General features: G+C 70.1%; 19 protein-coding genes and 1 pseudogene. 10 read left to right on the top strand and 10 right to left on the bottom strand.

Translation table 11 applies throughout. The annotated features are described in order from the left end of the window. Nucleotides 1-28: 28 nt before the first annotated feature. Together OG507_RS38565 and OG507_RS38560 are read right to left on the bottom strand one after the other, a co-directional pair. Entirely contained in the window at nucleotides 29-157 is a 129-nt protein-coding gene (locus OG507_RS38565; RefSeq protein ID WP_442811078.1) for a glycoside hydrolase family 11 protein, read from the bottom strand. 82 nt (nucleotides 158-239) lie between these two features. Then, nucleotides 240-2,390, bottom strand: coding sequence for an amylo-alpha-1,6-glucosidase (locus OG507_RS38560; RefSeq protein ID WP_327371751.1), 2,151 nt, complete (start codon nucleotides 2,388-2,390; stop codon nucleotides 240-242). A gap of 125 nt (nucleotides 2,391-2,515) precedes the next feature. Between OG507_RS38560 and OG507_RS38555 the strand changes: the two genes are divergently transcribed. The 5 genes from OG507_RS38555 (at nucleotide 2,516) to OG507_RS38535 (ending at nucleotide 7,600) form a co-directional block, all read left to right on the top strand. After that, on the top strand, nucleotides 2,516-3,565 hold the full coding sequence (locus tag OG507_RS38555; RefSeq protein WP_327371750.1) for a LacI family DNA-binding transcriptional regulator: 1,050 nt from the start codon (nucleotides 2,516-2,518) through the stop codon (nucleotides 3,563-3,565). A 90-nt stretch (nucleotides 3,566-3,655) separates the two neighbouring features. Further along, nucleotides 3,656-4,900 carry a sugar ABC transporter substrate-binding protein gene (locus OG507_RS38550; RefSeq protein ID WP_327371749.1) on the top strand — a complete coding sequence of 415 codons (1,245 nt, stop codon included), beginning with the start codon at nucleotides 3,656-3,658 and terminating at the stop codon, nucleotides 4,898-4,900. Nucleotides 4,901-4,906: 6 nt separating this feature from the next. After that, nucleotides 4,907-6,007: a carbohydrate ABC transporter permease gene (locus OG507_RS38545; RefSeq protein ID WP_327371748.1), complete on the top strand. Its 1,101-nt coding sequence runs from the start codon at nucleotides 4,907-4,909 to the stop codon at nucleotides 6,005-6,007. Next, entirely contained in the window at nucleotides 6,004-6,948 is a 945-nt protein-coding gene (locus tag OG507_RS38540) for a carbohydrate ABC transporter permease (protein WP_327371747.1), read from the top strand. Before OG507_RS38545 ends, OG507_RS38540 begins: the two co-directional genes overlap by 4 nt. 31 nt (nucleotides 6,949-6,979) lie before the next feature. Then, nucleotides 6,980-7,600: an L-threonylcarbamoyladenylate synthase gene (locus OG507_RS38535; RefSeq protein ID WP_327371746.1), complete on the top strand. Its 621-nt coding sequence runs from the start codon at nucleotides 6,980-6,982 to the stop codon at nucleotides 7,598-7,600. 10 nt (nucleotides 7,601-7,610) lie between these two features. Here OG507_RS38535 and OG507_RS38530 read toward each other — a convergent pair whose 3' ends face one another. From OG507_RS38530 to ctaD, 5 genes are all read right to left on the bottom strand, one after another. Next, nucleotides 7,611-10,583 (bottom strand): tetratricopeptide repeat protein, encoded by a 2,973-nt coding sequence (locus tag OG507_RS38530; protein WP_327371745.1) that lies wholly within the window; start codon nucleotides 10,581-10,583, stop codon nucleotides 7,611-7,613. Between the two features lie 5 nt (nucleotides 10,584-10,588). Then, nucleotides 10,589-10,903 (bottom strand): trypco2 family protein, encoded by a 315-nt coding sequence (locus OG507_RS38525; protein WP_327371744.1) that lies wholly within the window; start codon nucleotides 10,901-10,903, stop codon nucleotides 10,589-10,591. Nucleotides 10,904-11,015: 112 nt separating this feature from the next. Then, on the bottom strand, nucleotides 11,016-11,228 hold the full coding sequence (locus OG507_RS38520; protein WP_327371743.1) for a hypothetical protein: 213 nt from the start codon (nucleotides 11,226-11,228) through the stop codon (nucleotides 11,016-11,018). Between the two features lie 202 nt (nucleotides 11,229-11,430). After that, nucleotides 11,431-11,793 (bottom strand): hypothetical protein, encoded by a 363-nt coding sequence (locus tag OG507_RS38515; RefSeq protein ID WP_327371742.1) that lies wholly within the window; start codon nucleotides 11,791-11,793, stop codon nucleotides 11,431-11,433. A 70-nt stretch (nucleotides 11,794-11,863) separates the two neighbouring features. Further along, the gene (gene ctaD / locus OG507_RS38510; protein WP_442811133.1) at nucleotides 11,864-13,675 is read right to left on the bottom strand and encodes an aa3-type cytochrome oxidase subunit I; all 1,812 of its coding nucleotides are present in this window, start codon (nucleotides 13,673-13,675) and stop codon (nucleotides 11,864-11,866) included. 408 nt (nucleotides 13,676-14,083) lie between these two features. On the opposite strand from ctaD, the pseudogene OG507_RS38505 reads away from it, so the two are divergent. Further along, nucleotides 14,084-14,281: pseudogene (locus tag OG507_RS38505) on the top strand (histidine kinase); the annotation flags it as partial. A gap of 73 nt (nucleotides 14,282-14,354) precedes the next feature. Then, nucleotides 14,355-14,786, top strand: coding sequence for an ATP-binding protein (locus OG507_RS38500; RefSeq protein WP_327371740.1), 432 nt, complete (start codon nucleotides 14,355-14,357; stop codon nucleotides 14,784-14,786). Here OG507_RS38500 and OG507_RS38495 read toward each other — a convergent pair. After that, a complete protein-coding gene (locus tag OG507_RS38495; RefSeq protein ID WP_327371739.1) occupies nucleotides 14,746-15,480 on the bottom strand; it encodes a response regulator transcription factor in 735 nt (244 codons plus the stop codon). The two genes, OG507_RS38500 and OG507_RS38495, sit on opposite strands and share 41 nt — an antisense overlap. A 258-nt stretch (nucleotides 15,481-15,738) precedes the next feature. Between OG507_RS38495 and OG507_RS38490 the strand changes: the two genes are divergently transcribed. Next, on the top strand, nucleotides 15,739-16,152 hold the full coding sequence (locus OG507_RS38490; protein WP_327371738.1) for a hypothetical protein: 414 nt from the start codon (nucleotides 15,739-15,741) through the stop codon (nucleotides 16,150-16,152). Next, on the top strand, nucleotides 16,086-17,084 hold the full coding sequence (locus OG507_RS38485) for a globin domain-containing protein (protein WP_327371737.1): 999 nt from the start codon (nucleotides 16,086-16,088) through the stop codon (nucleotides 17,082-17,084). Before OG507_RS38490 ends, OG507_RS38485 begins: the two co-directional genes overlap by 67 nt. Here the strand turns inward: OG507_RS38485 and OG507_RS38480 are convergent. Together OG507_RS38480 and OG507_RS38475 are read right to left on the bottom strand one after the other, a co-directional pair. Further along, nucleotides 17,035-17,679: a vitamin K epoxide reductase family protein gene (locus tag OG507_RS38480; protein ID WP_327371736.1), complete on the bottom strand. Its 645-nt coding sequence runs from the start codon at nucleotides 17,677-17,679 to the stop codon at nucleotides 17,035-17,037. The genes OG507_RS38485 and OG507_RS38480 overlap by 50 nt on opposite strands. Beyond that, nucleotides 17,676-18,155: a hypothetical protein gene (locus tag OG507_RS38475; protein WP_327371735.1), complete on the bottom strand. Its 480-nt coding sequence runs from the start codon at nucleotides 18,153-18,155 to the stop codon at nucleotides 17,676-17,678. The genes OG507_RS38480 and OG507_RS38475 overlap by 4 nt, the downstream gene beginning before the upstream one ends. Nucleotides 18,156-18,353: 198 nt before the next feature. On the opposite strand from OG507_RS38475, the gene OG507_RS38470 reads away from it, so the two are divergent. After that, complete coding sequence (locus tag OG507_RS38470; RefSeq protein ID WP_327371734.1) at nucleotides 18,354-18,860, top strand: pyridoxamine 5'-phosphate oxidase family protein; 507 nt, start codon at nucleotides 18,354-18,356, stop codon at nucleotides 18,858-18,860. The last annotated feature ends 5 nt before the right edge of the window (nucleotides 18,861-18,865 follow it).

Raw genomic sequence — 18,865 nt, 5'->3', positions numbered from 1 at the left:
GTCGGCCGGCGCGACAGGGGCGGGGCGCTCATCCGCTCACCGTGATGTTGGAGTTCCCGCTGCTCCGACATCCCTCGGTCGCAAGGATCATGCAGTAACTGACGCTGCCCATACTCATGCCATGACTGGCCCACGCGTCGAAGTGTCCTTGCCGCAAACGCGGGCGTGGTTTCGGAGACTTTCCCGATCACATTGCGACTGACCGCCCGCTCCTCCGGTCGACACACAGCCGCTCCGCGTCAACGGAGCTTCGTGTGCTGCCTCTTCACCGCCAGGCCCTTCGGCGCCTCGATGTGTGCCGTGCCATCGGCGGCGACGGAGATCTCCAGCCGCTCGCCAGCGACTTCGAGCCCCTCGACCGTCAGCGGGCGGTACGCATCCGCAAACCCGGGCGCGACAGTGAGCGTTCCGCCGGGGACATCGGCGGAGAGACCCAGTACCGACTGCAGGACCATGACGGACGAGGCCGCTGCCCAGGCCTGCGGGCGGCAGGACGCCGGATAGGGCGAGGGCCGGACGTCGGTCGCCGCCCCATGTCCGGCGAACAGTTCGGGAAGCCGCGCGTCGAAGGCCGCCGACGCGGTCAGCAGCCCCTCGGACAGGGACGCGGCCGCTTCCGGGAACCCGGCCCTGACCAGGCCGTGCACCGCGATCGCGGTGTCGTGCGGCCAGATGGAGCCGATGTGATAGCCGTACGGGTTGTAGGCCACGGAGTCGCTGCTCAGGGTCCGCAGGCCGTGGCCCGAGTCGAGGTCGGGCGCGCTCAGCCTGGCGGCCAGTAGGGCACTTTCCTCGTGGTCGAGCAGGCCCGTGCCCAGCAGATGGCCGAAGCCCGAGGTGACCGAGTCCACCGGCCTCTTCTCCCGGTCGAGCGCCACGGCCGGGTACGGTCCGTGCTCGTCCTCCACCCAGAAGTGCTTGCGGAAACGGTCGCGCAACCGCTCGGCCCACTCCTCCCAACGGTCGGCGCCGGGGCGGCCGAAGGCGCGCAGCAGGTCCGCGCCGCCACGGGCCGCCTCGTAGGCGTACGCCTGGACCTCGCAGAGCGCGATCGGGGCGGCGGCGAGGCGTCCGTCGCGATACCGGATGGAGTCGCCCGAGTCCTTCCAGCCCTGGTTGGCCAGGCCCCGGCCGGTGTGGTCGATGTACTTCAGAAAGCCGTCGCCGCCCGCGTCGCCGTGGTCGCGCATCCAGGCGAGGGCGGACTCCGCGTGCGGCAGCAGCGCTTCGACCTGCTCGGGCGCGAGGCCCCAGCGCCAGGAGTCGTGCAGCAGGGTGATCCAGAGCGGGGTGGCGTCGACCGTGCCGTAGTAGCTGGGCGGCAGGGCGAAGCTCTCGTTGAAGTTCTGGGTGGCCCGGCGCACTTCGTGCAGGATCTTGCCCGGCTGTTCCTCGGTTTCCCGGTCGGTCTTCGCGCCCTGACGGCGGGCGAGTGTGCGCAGCGTACCGGCGGCGAGTTCGGTGCCCAGCGGCAGCAGCATGCGGGCCGCCCAGAGGGAGTCGCGGCCGAAGAGCGTGAGGAACCACGGGGCCCCGGCGGCCAGGAACTGGTCGGCGGGCTGCTCCGGGTCGGTCAGCCGCAGCCGGTCGAGGTCGGCGGCCGACTGGCTCAGCCAGTGGTCGAAGCGCCGGTCGGCGCTGCGCAGGGCCGGTGTGCGCCAGGGCAGGCTGTCCGCAACGGGTGCGGGGAACTGGTCGCCGCCCTCGTGCGTCGCGTCGCAGTGCAGTGCGACGGTCCATGACGAGCCGGGGGCCAGTTCGATGTCGTACTCCAGCCGTCCGGCGGCCGGGTCGAGGGCGGTGGGCCCCGGGGTGCTGGTGAGACGTACGGCGAACGTGTCCCGGGACCAGTCGAGTCCGTCCCCGGTGGCGGTCGCGGCGACCGGGCTCTGTGTGTGTCCGGACTTGACGCGCTCGATGGGGGCGAGGTCCGTCCCGGCCGTGACGATCAGCCGGAACCGGACATGCCGGCGTCCGGCGTTGGTGACTTCGAGGGTCTCATCCAGGCGCCCGGGGGTGATGCGGCGGCGCCGGTGCAGGGTGACCGCCGGGTCCGGCGTCTCCTCGCCCAGGCCGCGCAGCACACCGCGGAAGGCCGCCCGGTCCGCTCCCTCAAGGGTTCCGCGCACCGGTGCGATCGCGATTCCGTCCGCCGCGACGGTCAGCCGGGCGAGTGCCCTGCTGTCGCCGTGGTAGAAGCCGTCGGCAAAACCGCCGGTCCGGCCGTCCGCCACCGCGCCGTCGATCTGACCGTCCGCCTGCGAGATCGCGAAGCTCGGGGCGTACAGCGTCACACAGGCGTCATGCAGGAAGGGCTGGAGGCCTTCGGCCGACGGGCCGGCCCCCGTGCCGGAGTTCGTCATGTCATGGGTCTTGACAGTGGTGTCCAACAGAGCAGAACCTCTCAGGCATTGGAGCGTTCCAAGAACCCTAACGACGACTTCAGCGCATTGACAACGGTTTTGGAACGCTCCAATGAACTCACCCTTTCGTACACCCGGTTCCGGAGAGACTCATGCCCCGCTCCCCCAACACCCCAGCCCCCAAGGCCGGTCCGGTCACCCTGGCCACGGTCGCCCGGCGGGCCGGAGTGTCTCCGCAGACGGTGTCGAACGCGCTCAACTCGCCCGACCTGCTGCGTCCGGAGACCCTGGAGCGGGTCCGGCGCACCATCGACGAACTGGGCTATCGCCCGCACCGGGCGGCCCAGACCCTGCGCACCCGCTCCAGCAAGCTCATCGGGTACGGAATCCGTCCCACCGCCCCGGGCACATCGGCCCCGGTCATGGACCGGTTCCTGCACGCCCTGTCCCAGACCGCCGACGAGGCCGGCTACCGGATCCTGCTCTTCGCCTCGCCCCCCGGCAGGTCCGGTCTCGACGGGTACGAGGAGCTCATCGACCTGCACAGCGTGGACGGTTTCGTGCTGAGCGGCACCGACCGGGGCGACCAGCGCCAGGCCTGGCTGGAGAAGCGCGATGTCCCGTTCGTGGGCTTCGGCCGGATGTGGTCCGGCCGGCAGATCGGCGACTGGGTGGATGTCGACGGCGCCGCCGGCACGGACGCCGCGGTCGAACACCTGGTGGGTCTGGGGCATCGCAGGATCGCGTTCCTCGGCTGGCCGCGCGGCTCCGGGGTCGGCGACGACCGCGCCATGGGCTGGCAGCGCGCCATGCGGCGGCACGGCCTTCCGGTGCGCGGCAGGCGGGCACAGAGCGTCGATGACATCGCCTCCGCGCAGGCCGCCGCCGGACCGCTGCTCGACGCGGGTGCGACGGCCGTGATCGCCGCCAGCGACATGCTCGCGCTGGGCTGCTATCACGCCCTGCGCGAGCGACGGGCCGTGCCGGGCACGGATGTCGCGGTCATCGGCTTCGACGACTCCCCCACTGCGGCGCTCCTGTCCCCCGGGCTGTCCACCGTCGCCCAGCCGCTGGAGGCCGTCGGCCGCGAATGCGTCCGGCTGCTGCTGGCCCGGATGTCGGAACACGGCGCTCCGCCCGAACGCGTCCTGCTCGAACCGTCCCTCGTCGTACGTGAAAGCACGTCCCCGTCGGACGACTGAACAACCCCCCTCGCCCGCCCGCGGGCCACCGATTCACAGCACGCCCTTTCCGGGCAGCTGAGCCGCAAGTCCTATCCCCCGGAGGAATTCATGGGAACCCGTACGGCCGTCGCCGCTCTCGCCACCTGCGCGGCGCTGCTGGCCGCCACCGGCTGCTCGTCCGGCTTCGGCAACGACAAGGAGCCTGAGCAGGACAAGACCGGCAAACAGGAACTGACTGTACTGATCGCCACCTCGGGGGACGCCGAGACCCAGGCGGTCAAGGCGGCAGCCGCCGCGTACGCGAAGAAGTCGGGGAACCCGGTCTCGGTCGAGGTCGCCAAGGACATGAACCAGCAGCTCGCCCAGTCCTTCGCCGGGCACAAACCGCCGGACGTCTTCTACGTCAACTCCGACCAGTTCGCCAACTACGCGAAGGGCGGCTCGCTGTACGCGTACGGGGACCGGATACCCGACGCCGACGACTTCTCCCAGCAGCTGCGCGCCTCGTTCTCGTACGACGGGAAGCTGGTCTGCCTGCCGAAGGACACCTCCACCCTCGGCCTCGCCGTCAACACCGACCTGTGGAAGAAGGCGGGGCTGACGGAGCAGGACTACCCCAAGAGCTGGGCGGAGCTGAAGACCGTCGCGGACAAGCTCACCCGCAACGGCGTCACCGGTCTGGTCACCAGCGACGAGTACCAACGGCTCGGGGTCTTCATGAAGCAGGCGGGCGGCTGGCTCACCGACGCGGACCAGAAGACGATGACCGCCGACAGCCCGGAGAACGCCAAGGGGCTCGACTTCGTCCAGTCCTTGCTCAAGTCGGGCTCGATGAAGTTCGCCAAGCAGGTGGACACCAGCTGGGGCGGTGAGGCGCTCGGCAAGGGCAAGGCCGCCATGACCATCGAGGGCAACTGGCTCGAAGGCGGTATGAAGCTCGACTACCCCGATGTGAAGTACGCCATCGCGCCGCTGCCCGCGGGCCCGGCCGGTCAGGCCACGCTCGCCTTCAGCAACTGCTGGGGCGTCGCCGCCGACAGTGCGCACCGCGACGCGGGCGTCGACCTCGTGAAGTACCTGACCTCCGCCCAGCAGCAGCTCGAATTCGCCGACGCGTTCGGTGTCATGCCGTCGCGGACCAGCGCGCTCAAGACATACGCCGGGAAGCAGCCTGCCGCCAAGGCCTGGGTGGACGGCAACGCCTACGCGCAGGGCCCGGTGACGATCGCCGGCTTCGACAAGGTCCTGAGCCAGTTGAACACCGATCTGCAGTCGCTGCGCACCGCCGACCCGGAGAAGATCCTCGCCGACCTGCAGCGCAACGGCGAACAGGCGATCGCGAAGGGCAACTGAGCCCCCATGTCCATCCGCACGATCCGCGCGAGCGGTATCCCCCGCACGGCCGCGAAGGCTCGCACCCGGCGCGCGGGCCTTCGCGGGGAGGGCGCATGGGGCTGGCTGTTCGTCAGCCCCATGGTGCTCGTCCTCGGACTGTTCCTGGTGCTGCCCATCCTGATGGCGCTGTGGGTGAGCCTGCTGCACTGGGACGGCCAGTCCAATCCGTTCTCCGGTCAGGCCGATTTCGTCGGCCTGGACAACTACCGGTCCCTGCTCACGCAGGAAGGGCTCGACCGCACGCTGTTCGCCACGTCCCTGCGCAACAACGCCTATTACGTGCTGCTGACCGTCCCCCTGCAGACCCTGCTGGCACTGGGCCTGGCTTTGATCGTCAACCAGAGACTGCTGCGGGGGCGTGGCGCGCTCCGTACGACGTTCTTCTTCCCGTCGGTCACCAGCTCCATCGCCGTCTCGACGGTCTTCCTCTTTCTCTTCCAGGGCAGTGGAGCCGTCAATTCCCTGCTGTCCTGGATCGGGGTGAAGGGGCCGAACTGGTTCGCGGACCCGCGCGGGGTGCTCTCGGTGATCCTTGGCGGTCTGGGAATCGTCGATCCCGAACGGCCCACCGGGATGCTGGCGGATCACTCCGCCATGGGGCTGTCGTGGTTCGAGTGGCTCTCGGGTCCCTCGGTCGCGATGTGCACGCTCATCCTGCTCGCCGTGTGGACCACTTCGGGCTCGTTCATGCTGATCTTCCTCGCGGCGCTCCAGAACGTCCCGCGCGAGCTGGAGGAGTCGGCCGCCATGGAAGGGGTCAACCGCCGTCAGTTGCTGTGGCACGTGACACTGCCCGCGCTGCGTCCCGTGCTGTTCCTGGTCCTGACGCTGGGGCTGATCTCCACCTGGCAGGTCTTCGACCAGGTGTATGTGATGGGCCAGGGCACTCCGGGCAACACGACGCTCACGCCCGCCTTCCTGTCGTACTCCGCGGGCTTCGACAACGCGGACTTCGGGCAGGGCTCGGCGATCGCGTTCATCCTGCTCGCCCTGATCCTCGTTCTGACCGCGTTCCAGCGCTGGGCGCTGCGGGAGCGTGGCGTACGCACCGGGAGGAACCGATGACCGCCGCCGGTACGGCCGAACGTGGTGGGGCCCGGCCCTCCCCTCGCCGACGCGATGTGCGCGACCGGGACCGGGGCCGGCCCGTCCTGGGCCGGTTCCCCCTGTCGTGGCGGCTGGTGGGGTACGCCGCGGTGCTGGGGCTGGGGCTGCTCTATCTGCTGCCGTTCGTCCTGCAGTTGGTGACCGGTTTCAAGACCGACCCGGACGCCGCCACGCATCCGCTGGCCCTGCTGCCGGCCACCCCGACCACGGCGGCGTACCAGCGGCTGCTCGGGCTGAGCCGGGCCGCGGACGGGGTGCCTTTCCTGCGCTGGCTGGGCAACTCGGCTCTGATCGCGGTGGTGGTGACGGCGGGCCGGGTGCTGTTCGACTCCATGGCGGGATACGCGCTGGCGCGGCTGCGTTTCAGGGGCCGCACGGCACTGTTCGGCTTTGTGGTCGCCGTGATGGCGGTGCCAGGTGTGGCCCTGCTCATCCCGAAGTTCCTGGTGCTCAACACCTTCGGGCTCTTCGACACGTACACCGGCATGATCCTGCCGTTGCTGGTGGACGCGGCGGGCATCTTCATCATGAAGCAGTTCTTCGAATCGGTGCCGCGCGAGGTCGAGGAGGCGGCGCGGGTCGACGGGGCGGGTGTGTTCCGGATCTTCTGGTCCGTCGTCCTGCCGATGGCCAGGCCGGCGTTGATCACCCTGACGATCCTGTCGTTCCAGGGGTCATGGAACGAGTTCACGCACTTCCTCGTCAGCACACAGTCCGGGCAGTACGAGACGCTCACCACGGGCCTGGCACGCTTCGTCTCGGGCGGGCTCGGCGGCGGAACCCAGTATCCGCTGAAGCTCGCGGCGGCCCTGCTCTCCACCGTCCCGGTGGCCGCGCTGTTCTTCTGCTTCCAGCGCTACTTCGTCAACGGCGCCAACGCGGGCGCGGTCAAGGAGTGAGCACAATGTCCTGATCGCCTAGACTCGCCGGATGGCGAAGTACTTCGATGTGCACCCCGAGAATCCTCAAGCGCGCACCATCCGCACGGTGGCCGACAGCATCCGGTCCGGCGCGCTCGTCGCGTACCCGACGGACTCCTGTTACGCACTGGGATGCCAGCTGGGCAGCCGTGACGGCATCAGCCGGATCCGGTCGATCCGCAATCTCGACGACCGGCACCATTTCACCCTGGTGTGCCAGAACTTCGCGCAGCTGGGTCAGTTCGTGCACATCGACAACGATGTGTTCCGCGCGATCAAGGCGGCGACGCCCGGCAGTTACACCTTCATCCTCCCGGCGACGAAGGAGGTGCCGCGTCAGCTGCTGCACCCGAAGAAGAAGACGGTCGGAGTCCGGATTCCCGACCACGTCGTCGCTCAGGCCCTGCTCGCCGACCTCGGTGAGCCGTTGTTGTCCAGCACCCTGCTCCTGCCCGACGAGGACGAGCCGCTGACCCAGGGCTGGGAGATCAAGGAACGGCTCGACCATGTGGTGGACGCCGTGGTCGACTCGGGCGACTGCGGCACCGAGCCGACCACCGTCATCGACTTCTCGGGCGGCGAGCCCGAGATCGTGCGCCGAGGGGCGGGCGACCCCGCACGGTTCGAGTAGGCGCGCCCGATCAGTCGGCCCTCAGGGAACCCGCGGCATGGTCGCGAGGCCGGGGTTGCGGCAGGGCCGTGGGCGGCGGACGGTCCTGGCGGTCCGGGCTCCGCAGTGCGTCCCGGTGCGCGACGCACTGGGTGAGCAGGCGGTTGAACACCACGGGGCGCGCCGCCGCCAGGTTCTTGAGCAGGGCGACGGCGCGGGTGGCGGACATCAGCGCTTCGTCCCGGCGGCCCATCTCGGCCTGCCTGACCGCGCAGTTGCTCAGCGACAGCGCGAGGCCGGGGAGAAAGGCGTCCGGGTACGCCGTCGCGAGGCGCTCACGGATCTCCACCGCACGGCTGATCGCCGCGAGGGCTTCCTTGTTCCGGCCCAGTTCCGCCAGCCGGTTGGACTGATTGTTCAGCGACACCGCGAGGCCGGGCAGAAACACCTCGGGGCGCGCCGCCGCGAGCCCCTCGCGGATCTCCACCGCACGCGTACTCGCCTCCAACGCCTCCTCCCGCCGCCCCAACTCCGCGAGACCCACGGACAAGTTGTTCAACGACACCGCGAAGTCCGGGAGAAACACCTCAGGGCGCGCCGCCGCGAGCTCCTCACGGATCTCCACCGCACGCACACTCGCCTCCAACGCCTCCTCGTGCCGCCCCAACTCCGCAAGATCCGCGGACAAGTTGTTCAACGACACCGCGAAGTCCGGGAGGAACTCCTCGGGGCGCGCCGCCGCCAGCTTCTCGCGGATCGCCACCGCTTTCGTGCCGGCCGTCAACGCCTCTTCCGAGCGTCCCAGTTCGGCCAGCCGGCTCGCGAGGCTGTTCAGCGCTCGGGCGAGGTTCTCGCTGAGGGTGGTGTCCCCCCGGTTTCCCAGTTTCCGCCACCACGTGCGTGAGTCCAGGGCCGCGGCGTACTGCCCGACCTGGCGCTCCGCCAGCGTCAGCGCGTGATCGGCCAGCCGCTGGGTCTGGTCCGGAATCGCGGCGTACAGCTGGTCGCGCAGCTCGTCCAGGAGTCCGGGTGAGGCGCAGACCGGGTGCAGTGCTTCCAGCAGCGGTTCCGGGGTCTGTGCCCGTGGGGCGATGGTGATCGCGGGGAGCGCGAGCGTGGCCGGATGTGCGGTGATCAGCTTCTGCAGCCTTTCCCCCAGGGGCCCCGTGGGCTGGGGCAGTGCGAGCGCCCTGGTGAGTACGGTCAGGGCGTGCAGGGCCTGGTCGTGGGTGATGTGCGGCAGGATCGCGTCGAGCAGCTCCGGGTGGTGCGTGAGTGCCCGGGCGAGGTGGTGCTCGGTCAGTCGGTCGGGGTGCACGCTTCCCCAGTAGACGTGCGGCGCGTCGGGCGGATAGAGGTCGTGGATCCAGGTCGCCAGGCGCAGGCGGGTGTCTTCCGGGGTGTCGCGGAGGCCGGGTGCGAGCGCCAGCGTGTCGACGGCCCGGGGCCGGGTCGCCGCTCCTGTGAGGAGGGCCGTGGTCAGTGCGGTCAGCCGCTGCTGCTCGGAGCCGAGGCCGTGGTGCTGGGCGGTGCGGCTCCAGTAGGAGTGCTCATGGCTGAGAATGACGTCCTCGGGGCTCTCTCCCGCTGTGCCGTTGCCGGTGAGCAGTTCGGCGAGCGCGGACATGTGCAGGGTCAGGGCGTGACCGTCTCCGGGAACGGTCTCCCGGGCGCCGCCCGGCCCGGAGCCCGCCGCGTATCCGGGGATGCGCGCCAGCGCCGCGGCGAGCTGCCGGCGTGCCTGGTCGCGGGCGTCGACGAGCAGGGCTCCGTCGGTGGCTTCGAGCCGGGGGAGCATGAGCGGATGCGGCGTCAGCGCGGCTGTGGGGGCGACATCGCGGCGCAGCTGTTGCCACCAGTCGCCGTCCGTCCGGCCGAGCATCAGGACGCGGACCGGGTGCCCGCTGGGGTGCAGGGCGAGGTGGTTGATGAGGGCCGTGGCGAACGCCGTGCGCGTCTCGGCGTAGTCGAGGATCAGCAGTAACGGACGGGCCGATGACGCCAGTGCCCGCAGGTGCTCGGCGGACAGGTGTTCCGACTGGGCCAGCTGCCCGACCGCCCAGTCCTCGGCATCGAGGCGGGAAGCCACTTCGCGGGCCAGACGGGTCTTGCCCTGCCCTCCGGGGCCGGTCATCAGCCGCCCGGACAGCATGGGCCCCGTACCGCACCAGTCCAGCAGGGTGCCGAGTTCGGCGCGGGGGCGGAAGGCGACGATCTCGTACTCGGGCCGCAGCAGGGAGGCCGGGGACGCGGGGGCGAGCGCCGGGTACCAGGGGGTGAAGGCGTCCTGCATCTCGACCGGTTCGAGGACGAGGCGGCGGCCTGTCGCCTGCTCGACAAGGCTCCGGAAACCGTGCTGTCGGGCCAGGACATGTACGGGGGTGGCGGTCAGGCGGTGGGAGCCGAAGCCGGGGGTGTCCTCGGTGACGACGCCCGTGATCAGCGAACCGCAGGTGACGGCCGCGCCCGAGATGCCCTGCCAGCCGGCCCGCCGGGCATCGGGGGCGGGCCGGCCGTGGTCGGGGCGATGTCCCGCGGTGATCAGGTACTGATTCGTGCGCGAACCGGCCATCGGGTTGATGTATCCGTCGACCTGATCGATCTCCCGGTAGGTGCCCGTGGGTGTGAGGCTGTCCGGGAACCCGGCCGCCTGGCAGGCCACCCGGACGTCCTGGCCGATGAGACGCCCGAACCGGGCGGGCACCAGGCCGTCCGGCACCTGCCAGCCGTCCGGCTCCCCCGTGTCCGGGACCGGCACGGTGAGCAGTGCGGCGTCCAGCACCGGATCCGCCCATACGATGTCCGCCGCGCAGAGCCGCCCGCCGAGGAGCCGGACCAGCACACGCTCGTAGGGACGGCCCCGCTCGTCGGCCACGACATGCCAGGCCGTCAGCACGAGCCGGCCGACGAGCACGGTCCCCGTGCCGAAGGAGGCCCCGCCGCCGACCTCTCGCGCGGCCCACACCTCGGTCAGCCGCCGCCGGTCGAACCATGCACCTGCCATGACCGCTACTCAGTGGGCAGTTCGTCCACCCGGCTGCTCACCTTGGCGGGTCGGCCCTGGGCGTCCGTCGGCTGCAGGGTGATCTTCAGCCGGTGCGCATCGGAGGTGGCCCTGCTCGCCCTGCCTCCGGCGGACAGGACGAACACCTTCGCGGTGGCGTCCCCGGCCTTCTCCTTGCGGACGTCCACCGCGAATTCGAGCTCGACGGGCCCGACTTCGAACCTGAGCGGCTCGTCCCGGCCTTCGACCATGGCCGCTTGCAGCTCTGCGCGCACCCCGCGCACGGCCTCCGCCAGGCCGACCCAGACCTCGTCCGGCACCCGAACACCCCCATGAGAATGGTGACGACTTCGTAGTGCCCCACACGCTAGCCGCTCGGAGTGAGCCGTACGGCATGAAGCCCCCTCTTCGCCGACCCGAGGCCCCCTCCCGTCACCAGCCGTCGGGCCTCTCGCCCATCGAGCCGGTGGCGGTGTGTTCACCGTCCGCTGCGCCGCGGAGACGAAAGCGAGCTTCGGGTCCGCTCAGTGACAGGACCAACGGCCGGGAACGGCCCCGCCATTCCTCCACCGCACGGAAGGCCCGCTCCCGCTCCTCGTCGCGGTTGACGAAGTGCGTCGGCTCCGGCGGCAGTTCGACCCTCACGCAGGCTCCCGTTCCGACATCCCTACCCGACACTGCCCGGCCGGGGAGCCCGTACGGAGTCTGCTGTCGTCCCATGACCTGCCGCGGTCTTGCCGCAGACCTGCCGCCCCCACGGACCACGCACTTCAGAGGCTCTCACGCACCGGGTGTTCGGCACCGGAAGGCGACCGGCCCGGCGGCGGTCTCCGCGCGCGGTGGCCGCTCAGCGCTCTTCCTCGGTCGGCCTGACGGGGGCGCCCGTCCGTGCCGGGAAGAGCGCGGCCCAGCGGGCCTCCTCTTCGCGTTGCTCCCGGCCCCGGCGCAGCCTCGCCCTGACGGCCAGGGACAGTGTGGCGGTGGCGCCCGCGATCACCACCGGCACGACCGCGAACAGGGTGAGCGGCATGAGCAGCAGGAGCATGATGAGGGCCGCCGTGCCCCACCCGGCCAGTACAGCGGCCGCGACCAGACGGCGGGAGCGCGGCCGGTCCTGGCCCGCCCGCAGGTCGATGACGGCGGGCAGATACCAGACGTTGCCTGATATGCAGAGCACGGCGACGCCGAGCGCCAGAACACCGTGGGACATCGGGGCAGCACTCTCCTCAGGGGGCAGGGGGCAGGGGCAGGGGTAGGGCCAGGCGGCAGGGGTTCAGCGGTCAGTGCGGTGCGCCGGATTCGAGTGCGGCGATCTCCGGATGGTGCAGGTCGAACGCCGGGGACTCGCTGCGGATGCGGGGCAGGGCGGTGAAGTTGTGCCGGGGAGGCGGACAGGACGTGGCCCATTCCAGGGAGCGGCCGTAGCCCCAGGGGTCGTCGACGGTTGTCCTCCTGCCGTACTGGGCGGTCTTCCAGACGTTGTAGAAGAAGGGGAGGAACGCCAGCCCTAGGAGGAACGAGCCGATGGTGGAGAGGGTGTTGAGGGCGGTGAAGCCGTCGGCGGCGAGATAGTCCGCGTACCGGCGGGGCATTCCCTGCGCGCCGAGCCAGTGCTGCACGAGGAACGTGAGGTGGAAGCCGACCGTCAGCACCCAGAAGGTGATCTTTCCCAGGCGCTCGTCGAGCATCTTGCCGGTGAACTTCGGCCACCAGAAGTGGAATCCGGCGAACATCGCGTAGACGACCGTTCCGAAGAGCGTGTAGTGGAAGTGGGCGACCACGAAGTACGAGTCGGATACGTGGAAGTCCAGTGGCGGCGCCGCCAGGATGACTCCGGTCAGTCCGCCGAAGACGAAGGTGACCAGAAATCCGGTGGCCCACAGCATCGGCGTCTCGAACGACAGCGATCCCTTCCACATCGTGCCGATCCAGTTGAAGAACTTCACCCCGGTCGGCACGGCGATCAGGAAGGTCATGAAGGCGAAGAAGGGCAGCAGCACCCCGCCGGTGACATACATGTGGTGCGCCCAGACGGTGACGGACAGCCCGGCGATGGCGATCGTCGCGGCCACGAGACCGATGTAGCCGAACATCGGCTTCCGGGAGAAGACCGGGATGATCTCGGAGACGATTCCGAAGAATGGCAGGGCCAGCACATAGACCTCGGGATGCCCGAAGAACCAGAACAGGTGCTGCCACAGAAGCGCGCCGCCGTTGGCGGCATCAAAGATGTGCGAGCCGAATTTCCGGTCCATCTCCAGCGCGAGAAGTGCCGCGGCGAGGACGGGAAAGACCAGCAGGATGAGTACGGCGGTGAGCAGTACGTTCCAGGTGAAGATCGACATCCGGAACATGGTCATTCCCGGGGCGCGCATGCAGATGATGGTGGTGATGAAGTTCACCGCTCCGAGAATGGAACCGAACCCGGACAGCGCCACGCCCATGATCCACATATCTGCGCCGATGCCCGGGGAATGGGTGGCGTCGGACAGCGGGGCGTAGGCGAACCATCCGAAGTCGGCGGCACCTTGAGGGGTGAGAAACCCCGCGGCGGCGATCAGTGAGCCGAAGAGGAACAACCAGAAGGCCAGCATGTTGAGCCGGGGAAAGGCCACATCGGGCGCGCCTATCTGGAGCGGCATGAGCCAGTTGGCGAAGCCCGTGAACAGCGGCATGGCGAACAGCAGCAGCATCACCGAGCCATGCATCGTGAAGGCCTGGTTGAACTGCTCGTTGGAGATGATCTGCGTCCCGGGCCGGGCGAGTTCGGCGCGCATCACCAGCGCCATCGCCCCGCCGACCAGGAAGAAGGCGAACGCGGTGACGAGGTAGAGCGTGCCGATCTGCTTGTGGTCGGTCGTCGTGAGCCACGAGACGACGATCCGGCCGCGCGACGCGCGGCCCGGCTGACCGGTGCCGGGCTGCGTTGTGCTGTGTTCCGTCGTGCTGTGTTCCGTCGTGCTGTGCTGTGTCGCACCCGCCCGAGTGGGTGGGCGACCGGCCGGGGTGGCCCCCGCGTCGACAGGGCCGACCCCGGGGCCGGGAGGCTTGGGCCCCTGTGCCGGGGCGGCCTGATTGCCCTGCGATTCCATTGCGTCCACCGGACCGTGTCCTCCAGCTCTGGCAGTTCTCCGAACACGCCCCCGGCCGCACGGGAACGGCGGATCCGGAGAGCGGTCGGGAAGGTCCAGCTGATCACGAGGGGACGGACCGGACCTTCCCGGCCGCACCATGCTGATCGCCGGCCGCGACGCTCTCCAGGGACCGACGGGGCACGTTCCACAGGGCCGACCGGCCCTACTGCCGTACGCGTCCGACAGCCGACCGGCCCTGCGGTGATCCGGTGAGCAGATACCCGGCACCCCGCGTACGGCGCACGGCGCACGGCGCACGGCGCACGGCACCAGAGAACGGCACCTCCCGATGGCAGAGCCAGCAGTCCCCGCCCCCGGCTCCCCTCACGAGCCCCGCTCGCCCGGCCCTCCTCGCCCGCGCTCGCCGTGACCGGAGTCTCCGAGGTACTGCGCGGCATCGTGGAGGCGGCGGTGACACTGACCGACGCGGAGTACGGAGCGCTCGGCATCGTCGGCGACGGGCAGAAGCTCCTGGAGTTCCTGTCGGCGCAACTCGCCGCCGGCACCGGGCGGTTACCGTGCGGCCGCGGAATTCTCGGCGAGCTGATCCGTCATCCGCAACCCCTGCGGCTCAACGATCTGACCGCCCATCCGCGCACCCCTCGGCTTCCGGCCCACCGTGCGGATCGACGGGCCGGTGGACACCACCGTCCCGGACGAACTCGCCGAACACGTGGTGGCGGTCGCGGCGGAGGCGGTGTCCGACGCGTCCCGCCAAGCCGGTGCGAGTCGTATCGCCATCGTGCTGTCCGCCGACGACGCGGTGACCCCGACCGTCACCGACAACGGAACCGGCATCCCCGACGAGCATTCGACTGGTTCCGGAGGGCGCACAGGGACCGATGACGGCGTGGGCTCAGCGGTCGACGACGCCGGACGGTCGGTGCGCCGCGGCGGCGGGCCGGCCAATATGCGTACCCGGGCAAAGCTGTGCGGGGGCACATTCACCATCGAACGGCCCGACGGACGGCAGCACCCGGATCACCTGGCGCGTCCCGCTCCACAACTGATACCGGCGTACGTGCCGGTCAGTTCCGCCGGATCCGGGTCTGCTCCTGGCGGTCCTTGATCCGGCCGACGAGCATCGCGGCCTGGATCCGGCGGCCGACGCCCAGTTTGGCGAGGATCGAGGAGATGCGGTTCTTCACGGTCTTCTCGGCCAGAAAGAGGCGTTCCGCGATTTCCCGGTTGGTGAGGCCCTCGCCGATGAGGTCGAGGATCTCCCGCTCCCTGGGAGTGAGCTGGTCAAGTTCCGATGCCTGGGACTCCTCGGCAGGGGGCGCCTGCGGGCCTCGCAGCCGTGCCATGACGCGAGTGGTCGTGCGTGGGTCGAGCATCGAGGTGCCCGACGCGACCGTGAGAACGGCGGCGATCAGATCGGCTCCGTTGATCTGCTTCAGTACGTAGCCGGCCGCGCCCGCCATGATGGCGTCGAAGAGTGCCTCGTCGTCGTCGAACGATGTCAGCATCAGACAGGCCAGCTCGGGCATCAGGGCGCGCAGTTCCCGGCACACCTCGATCCCGGCGTGGTCGCCGCGGGGATCGTCGCCGAGGCGTACGTCCAGTACGGCGACCTGTGGCCTGCTGGCCGGTACGCGGGCCAGCGCCTCCCGTGCGTCGGACGCCTCGCCGACGACCTCGATGCCGCCCTCGGCCTCCAGCAGATCGCGTACGCCGCGGCGCACGACCTCGTGGTCATCGAGGATGAAGACGCGCACGGGGTCCGCGGACTGCGTCGCAACCGTGCTCAGCGGGGACTTCACGAAGCCATTCACACCATGCTCGATCGGTTCGGGGAAGGGGGGTCTCGCACCAGTATGTGCGCCCGTCCGCAGGCCGGTTCACGGGGGTGTCACAGCATGTCGAACGGGCTCTGAACAGGGCCGAAAGGCCCTGTGGCCGGGGCCGGTCGGCGGGTTGGACGCGGTGCCATACTGACGGCCGCCGAAGATCGTCCGGGCGCCACGGACGTCTCTTGCGCCCCAACCGTCCACCGTGCTGTCCCAAGGAGTCACCGGCCCATGAACACCCCGAGCGAGGACTACCACGCACTGCTCGCACGGCATGACGCGATGCGGCTGCGACGACGCATCCTGTCCGAGGCCGGTGCCCGCCCCGGTCCGTCGCCCGCCCTGGCGCCGCAGGCTTACGACGGAACGGCCGACCAGCGACTGATCAGCGAATTCCTGCCGCTGGTGAGCCCGCTGGAGGAGCTGATCGCCGAACTGTACCGTGCCCTGTTCGAGCGGCATCCGTATCTGCGGTCGTTGTTCCCCGAGTCGATGGCGTTCCAGCAGGCCCACCTCGTCAGGATCTTCCGCTGCCTGATCGGCGGTCTCCACCGTACGGCATCGGCACCTTCGCGCAGTTGGGCCGCGACCACCGCAAGCTCGGTGTGCGCCCCGCGCACTTCGACGCGTTCGAGGTGGCACTGATCGAGGCCTTGCGGATGCGTGCGGGTGCCCGGTGGACCGGTGAACTGGAAGACGCCTGGCTGCGGATGCTGCGGCTGGCTGTCTCGGCGATGGTCAGGGGCGCGGACGAGGCGATCGCCGAGCCGCCGAGCTGGGAGGCGACGGTGACCTCGCACGAGTTCCGTACGCCGCATCTCGCGGTGCTGAGGGTGCGCCCTCATCAGCCCTACGCCTTCAGGGCCGGGCAGTACGCGTCCTTGGAGTCGCCCCTGCTGGAACAGGCCTGGCGCCCCTACTATCTGGCCTGCGCGCCCCATCCGGACGGCGAGCTGGAGTTCCATGTACGGGCGCAGCGTGCCGACGGGGTGAGTGATGCGCTGGTGCACGGCACGCGGGTGGGCGGCACCGTGCGCCTGAGCGCACCGCGCGGCGCGCTCGCCCTGCCCGAGCGCACCCCGTCCGCCGACGTTCTGCTGATCGCCTCCGGTACCGGATGGGCCGCGACGAAGGCGCTGCTCCAGCACATCGACTCGGAACGGTCCCGTGCACACCGGGTGCGGCTGCTGCTGGACGGAAGGACGGGTGAGGGCGTGTACGACGCCGCGTACCTGGAGGATTTCCGGCTCGGGCGCCCCTGGCTGACCGTCCTCACCTGCCAGGCCGAGCCGGCCGGTCCGGCCGGACCGGCAGGTCCCTCCGCGGATCGGCCGGCCCTGCGGGTCCTGGACAAAATGCTGGCGCAGCGGCCCGGGGCCGCCGCCCGGCAGCATGTCTTTCTGGCGCTGGCGCCCGAGGTGCCCGAGGCATCCATGACGGACTCACTGCGGGCCGTCGCCGCCCGGCTGGCCGCCGCCGGAGTCCCGGCCTCCCACATCCATCACGACACCGCGGCCCTCACAGGGGTCACAGGAACGTCTGCCAGTACGACCAGAACCGGGTTGCGATCAGCATGACGATGGCCAGGCACCATGTCACCGGCACCACAAGGGGGAACTCCAGCACCGCCGCGACCAGGGCGCGTGGGGCGGGCAGAATGCCGTGGCGCAGGTTGTGCACGGTGGTGTGCCAGAACATGAAGACGGTGGCCGCCCACACGAGTACACACCACAGACAGAGCGCGCCGATGTCGTACAGCGCCTGCGTCATCAGCCACATGCAGAATCCGACGCCGAACAGGGTGCCCAGGTTCAGCCCCAGCCAGTACCAGCGCCGGTAGCGCGCACCTGCGAGCAGGCCGGCGCCGGTCGCCAGCACCACCCCGAAGCCGATGAGCCCGATGAGCGGATTGGGAAATCCGAACACCGACGCCTGTTCACTGCGCATCACGTTCGTGCAGGACACCACGGGGCTCAGTGAGCAGGCTGGTACGAAGCCGGGGTCGGCGAGCAGTTCGAACTTGTCGACGGTGATCACGAAGGAACCCAGCAGCCCCAGGGCGGCGGTGACCACCAGCAGCCAGGCGAATCCATGGCGCCTCCCGGTCCGCTCCCGGTCGTCGCCCTCAAGGGCTTTCGCCGGCCTCGCCCGGTCACGCGTCGGCGCCGTCATGCCCGCCCCCGCACGGAGCCGTCCGGCCAGACGACCTCCACCGGGATGCCCCGTGCCCGGGCGAAGGCGACCAGGTGCGCGGTGGCGTCCCGGCCGTCCGACGGCGAGCCGTCCCACACGGCGAGCACGGACCGGCACGCCTCCACCAGGCGTTCATCGGCACTGACACACGCGTCGCGGTCGGCCGGATCAAAGGCCAGCAGCCGTACGTGTTCGGCCAGGACCAGCAGTTCGCCCGCGGCCCGCCGGTCACGCTCGGGCAGCACCGCGGGCACCGCACCCTGGGCGGGCAGCAGCACCGTCAGCTTCCGCCCGGCCTCCCGGGCAGCGCGCCCGAACACCACCGGCAGCCCCGCCCCGACCCGTACGAGAGCGGCCACACCCTCCGCCAGGCAGTCCAGCCGGGCTCTCAGTTCGGCCTCCACCAGCGCCAGAGTTCCATTGCTGAGGTCTCTGTGTCCGACGACCGCGATCACCGCGTCCTCCTCCTGTGCGCATGCGCACCGCCTTCTTTGACCGAACGCTCCACACACCGCGGTCCACCGCAGTCAACCCGTCGGGGATCCGGCACGGCTAGGGCCTTTCGGCCCTGGGCCGTTGGACCCTGGTGCAGAGATGGCGGCACACGGTGTACTCGGGCGACAGACGCGTACATCAGGAGACGAGGCCGCCCCATGAGCCACTCAGGTCATCATTCGTCCCGGCCGTCCCCGCCCGCAGCCGTGTCCGGACGGTCGGAGGCGGCCACGGCACACGGACCGGCCGCCATCTGGCCGTGCCGTACGGTGGAGTTGACGGGTGATCAGGCCCTGAGGCTGCTCGGCGGGGCGTCGCTCGGCCGGATAGTCTTCACCCAGCGAGCGCTGCCCGCGATCCGGCCGGTGAACCATCTGCTGGACCGCGGGCAGATCGTCATCCGGACCCATCGGGACTCGGACCTGTTCGCCCAGACCCGGCACCATGGCGACCGGGGGGTCGTGGTCGCCTACCAGGCCGATGACATCGATCCGCAGACCCATCTGGGCTGGAGCGTCGTCGCGACGGGTTACTGCCGAGCGGTGACCGATCCGGAGGCCCTGATGCGCTATCAGCGGCTGATCAGGCCGTGGTCGGACCAGGTGATGGACTGCGCGGTACGTATCCGACCGCATCTGGTCACCGGAATCCGGCTGACGGTCTGATCCGG

The sequence above is a fragment of the Streptomyces sp. NBC_01217 genome (genome assembly GCF_035994185.1).
Classification (GTDB): Bacteria; Actinomycetota; Actinomycetes; order Streptomycetales; family Streptomycetaceae; genus Streptomyces.
Note: the sequence above shows the minus strand (reverse complement) of the source record. Positions and strands in the feature narration are given on the sequence as shown.

Excerpts from the sequence above, each read along its gene's own strand:
- OG507_RS38540 (WP_327371747.1), top strand. The coding sequence starts at position 6,004 with ATGACCGCCGCCGGTACGGCCGAACGTGGTGGGGCCCGGCCCTCCCCT.
- OG507_RS38490 (WP_327371738.1), top strand. The coding sequence starts at position 15,739 with ATGAACACCCCGAGCGAGGACTACCACGCACTGCTCGCACGGCATGAC.
- OG507_RS38555 (WP_327371750.1), top strand. The coding sequence starts at position 2,516 with ATGCCCCGCTCCCCCAACACCCCAGCCCCCAAGGCCGGTCCGGTCACC.
- ctaD (WP_442811133.1), bottom strand. The coding sequence starts at position 13,675 with ATGGAATCGCAGGGCAATCAGGCCGCCCCGGCACAGGGGCCCAAGCCT.
- OG507_RS38535 (WP_327371746.1), top strand. The coding sequence starts at position 6,980 with ATGGCGAAGTACTTCGATGTGCACCCCGAGAATCCTCAAGCGCGCACC.
- OG507_RS38470 (WP_327371734.1), top strand. The coding sequence starts at position 18,354 with ATGAGCCACTCAGGTCATCATTCGTCCCGGCCGTCCCCGCCCGCAGCC.
- OG507_RS38550 (WP_327371749.1), top strand. The coding sequence starts at position 3,656 with ATGGGAACCCGTACGGCCGTCGCCGCTCTCGCCACCTGCGCGGCGCTG.
- OG507_RS38545 (WP_327371748.1), top strand. The coding sequence starts at position 4,907 with ATGTCCATCCGCACGATCCGCGCGAGCGGTATCCCCCGCACGGCCGCG.
- OG507_RS38515 (WP_327371742.1), bottom strand. The coding sequence starts at position 11,793 with ATGTCCCACGGTGTTCTGGCGCTCGGCGTCGCCGTGCTCTGCATATCA.
- OG507_RS38530 (WP_327371745.1), bottom strand. The coding sequence starts at position 10,583 with ATGGCAGGTGCATGGTTCGACCGGCGGCGGCTGACCGAGGTGTGGGCC.
- OG507_RS38480 (WP_327371736.1), bottom strand. The coding sequence starts at position 17,679 with ATGACGGCGCCGACGCGTGACCGGGCGAGGCCGGCGAAAGCCCTTGAG.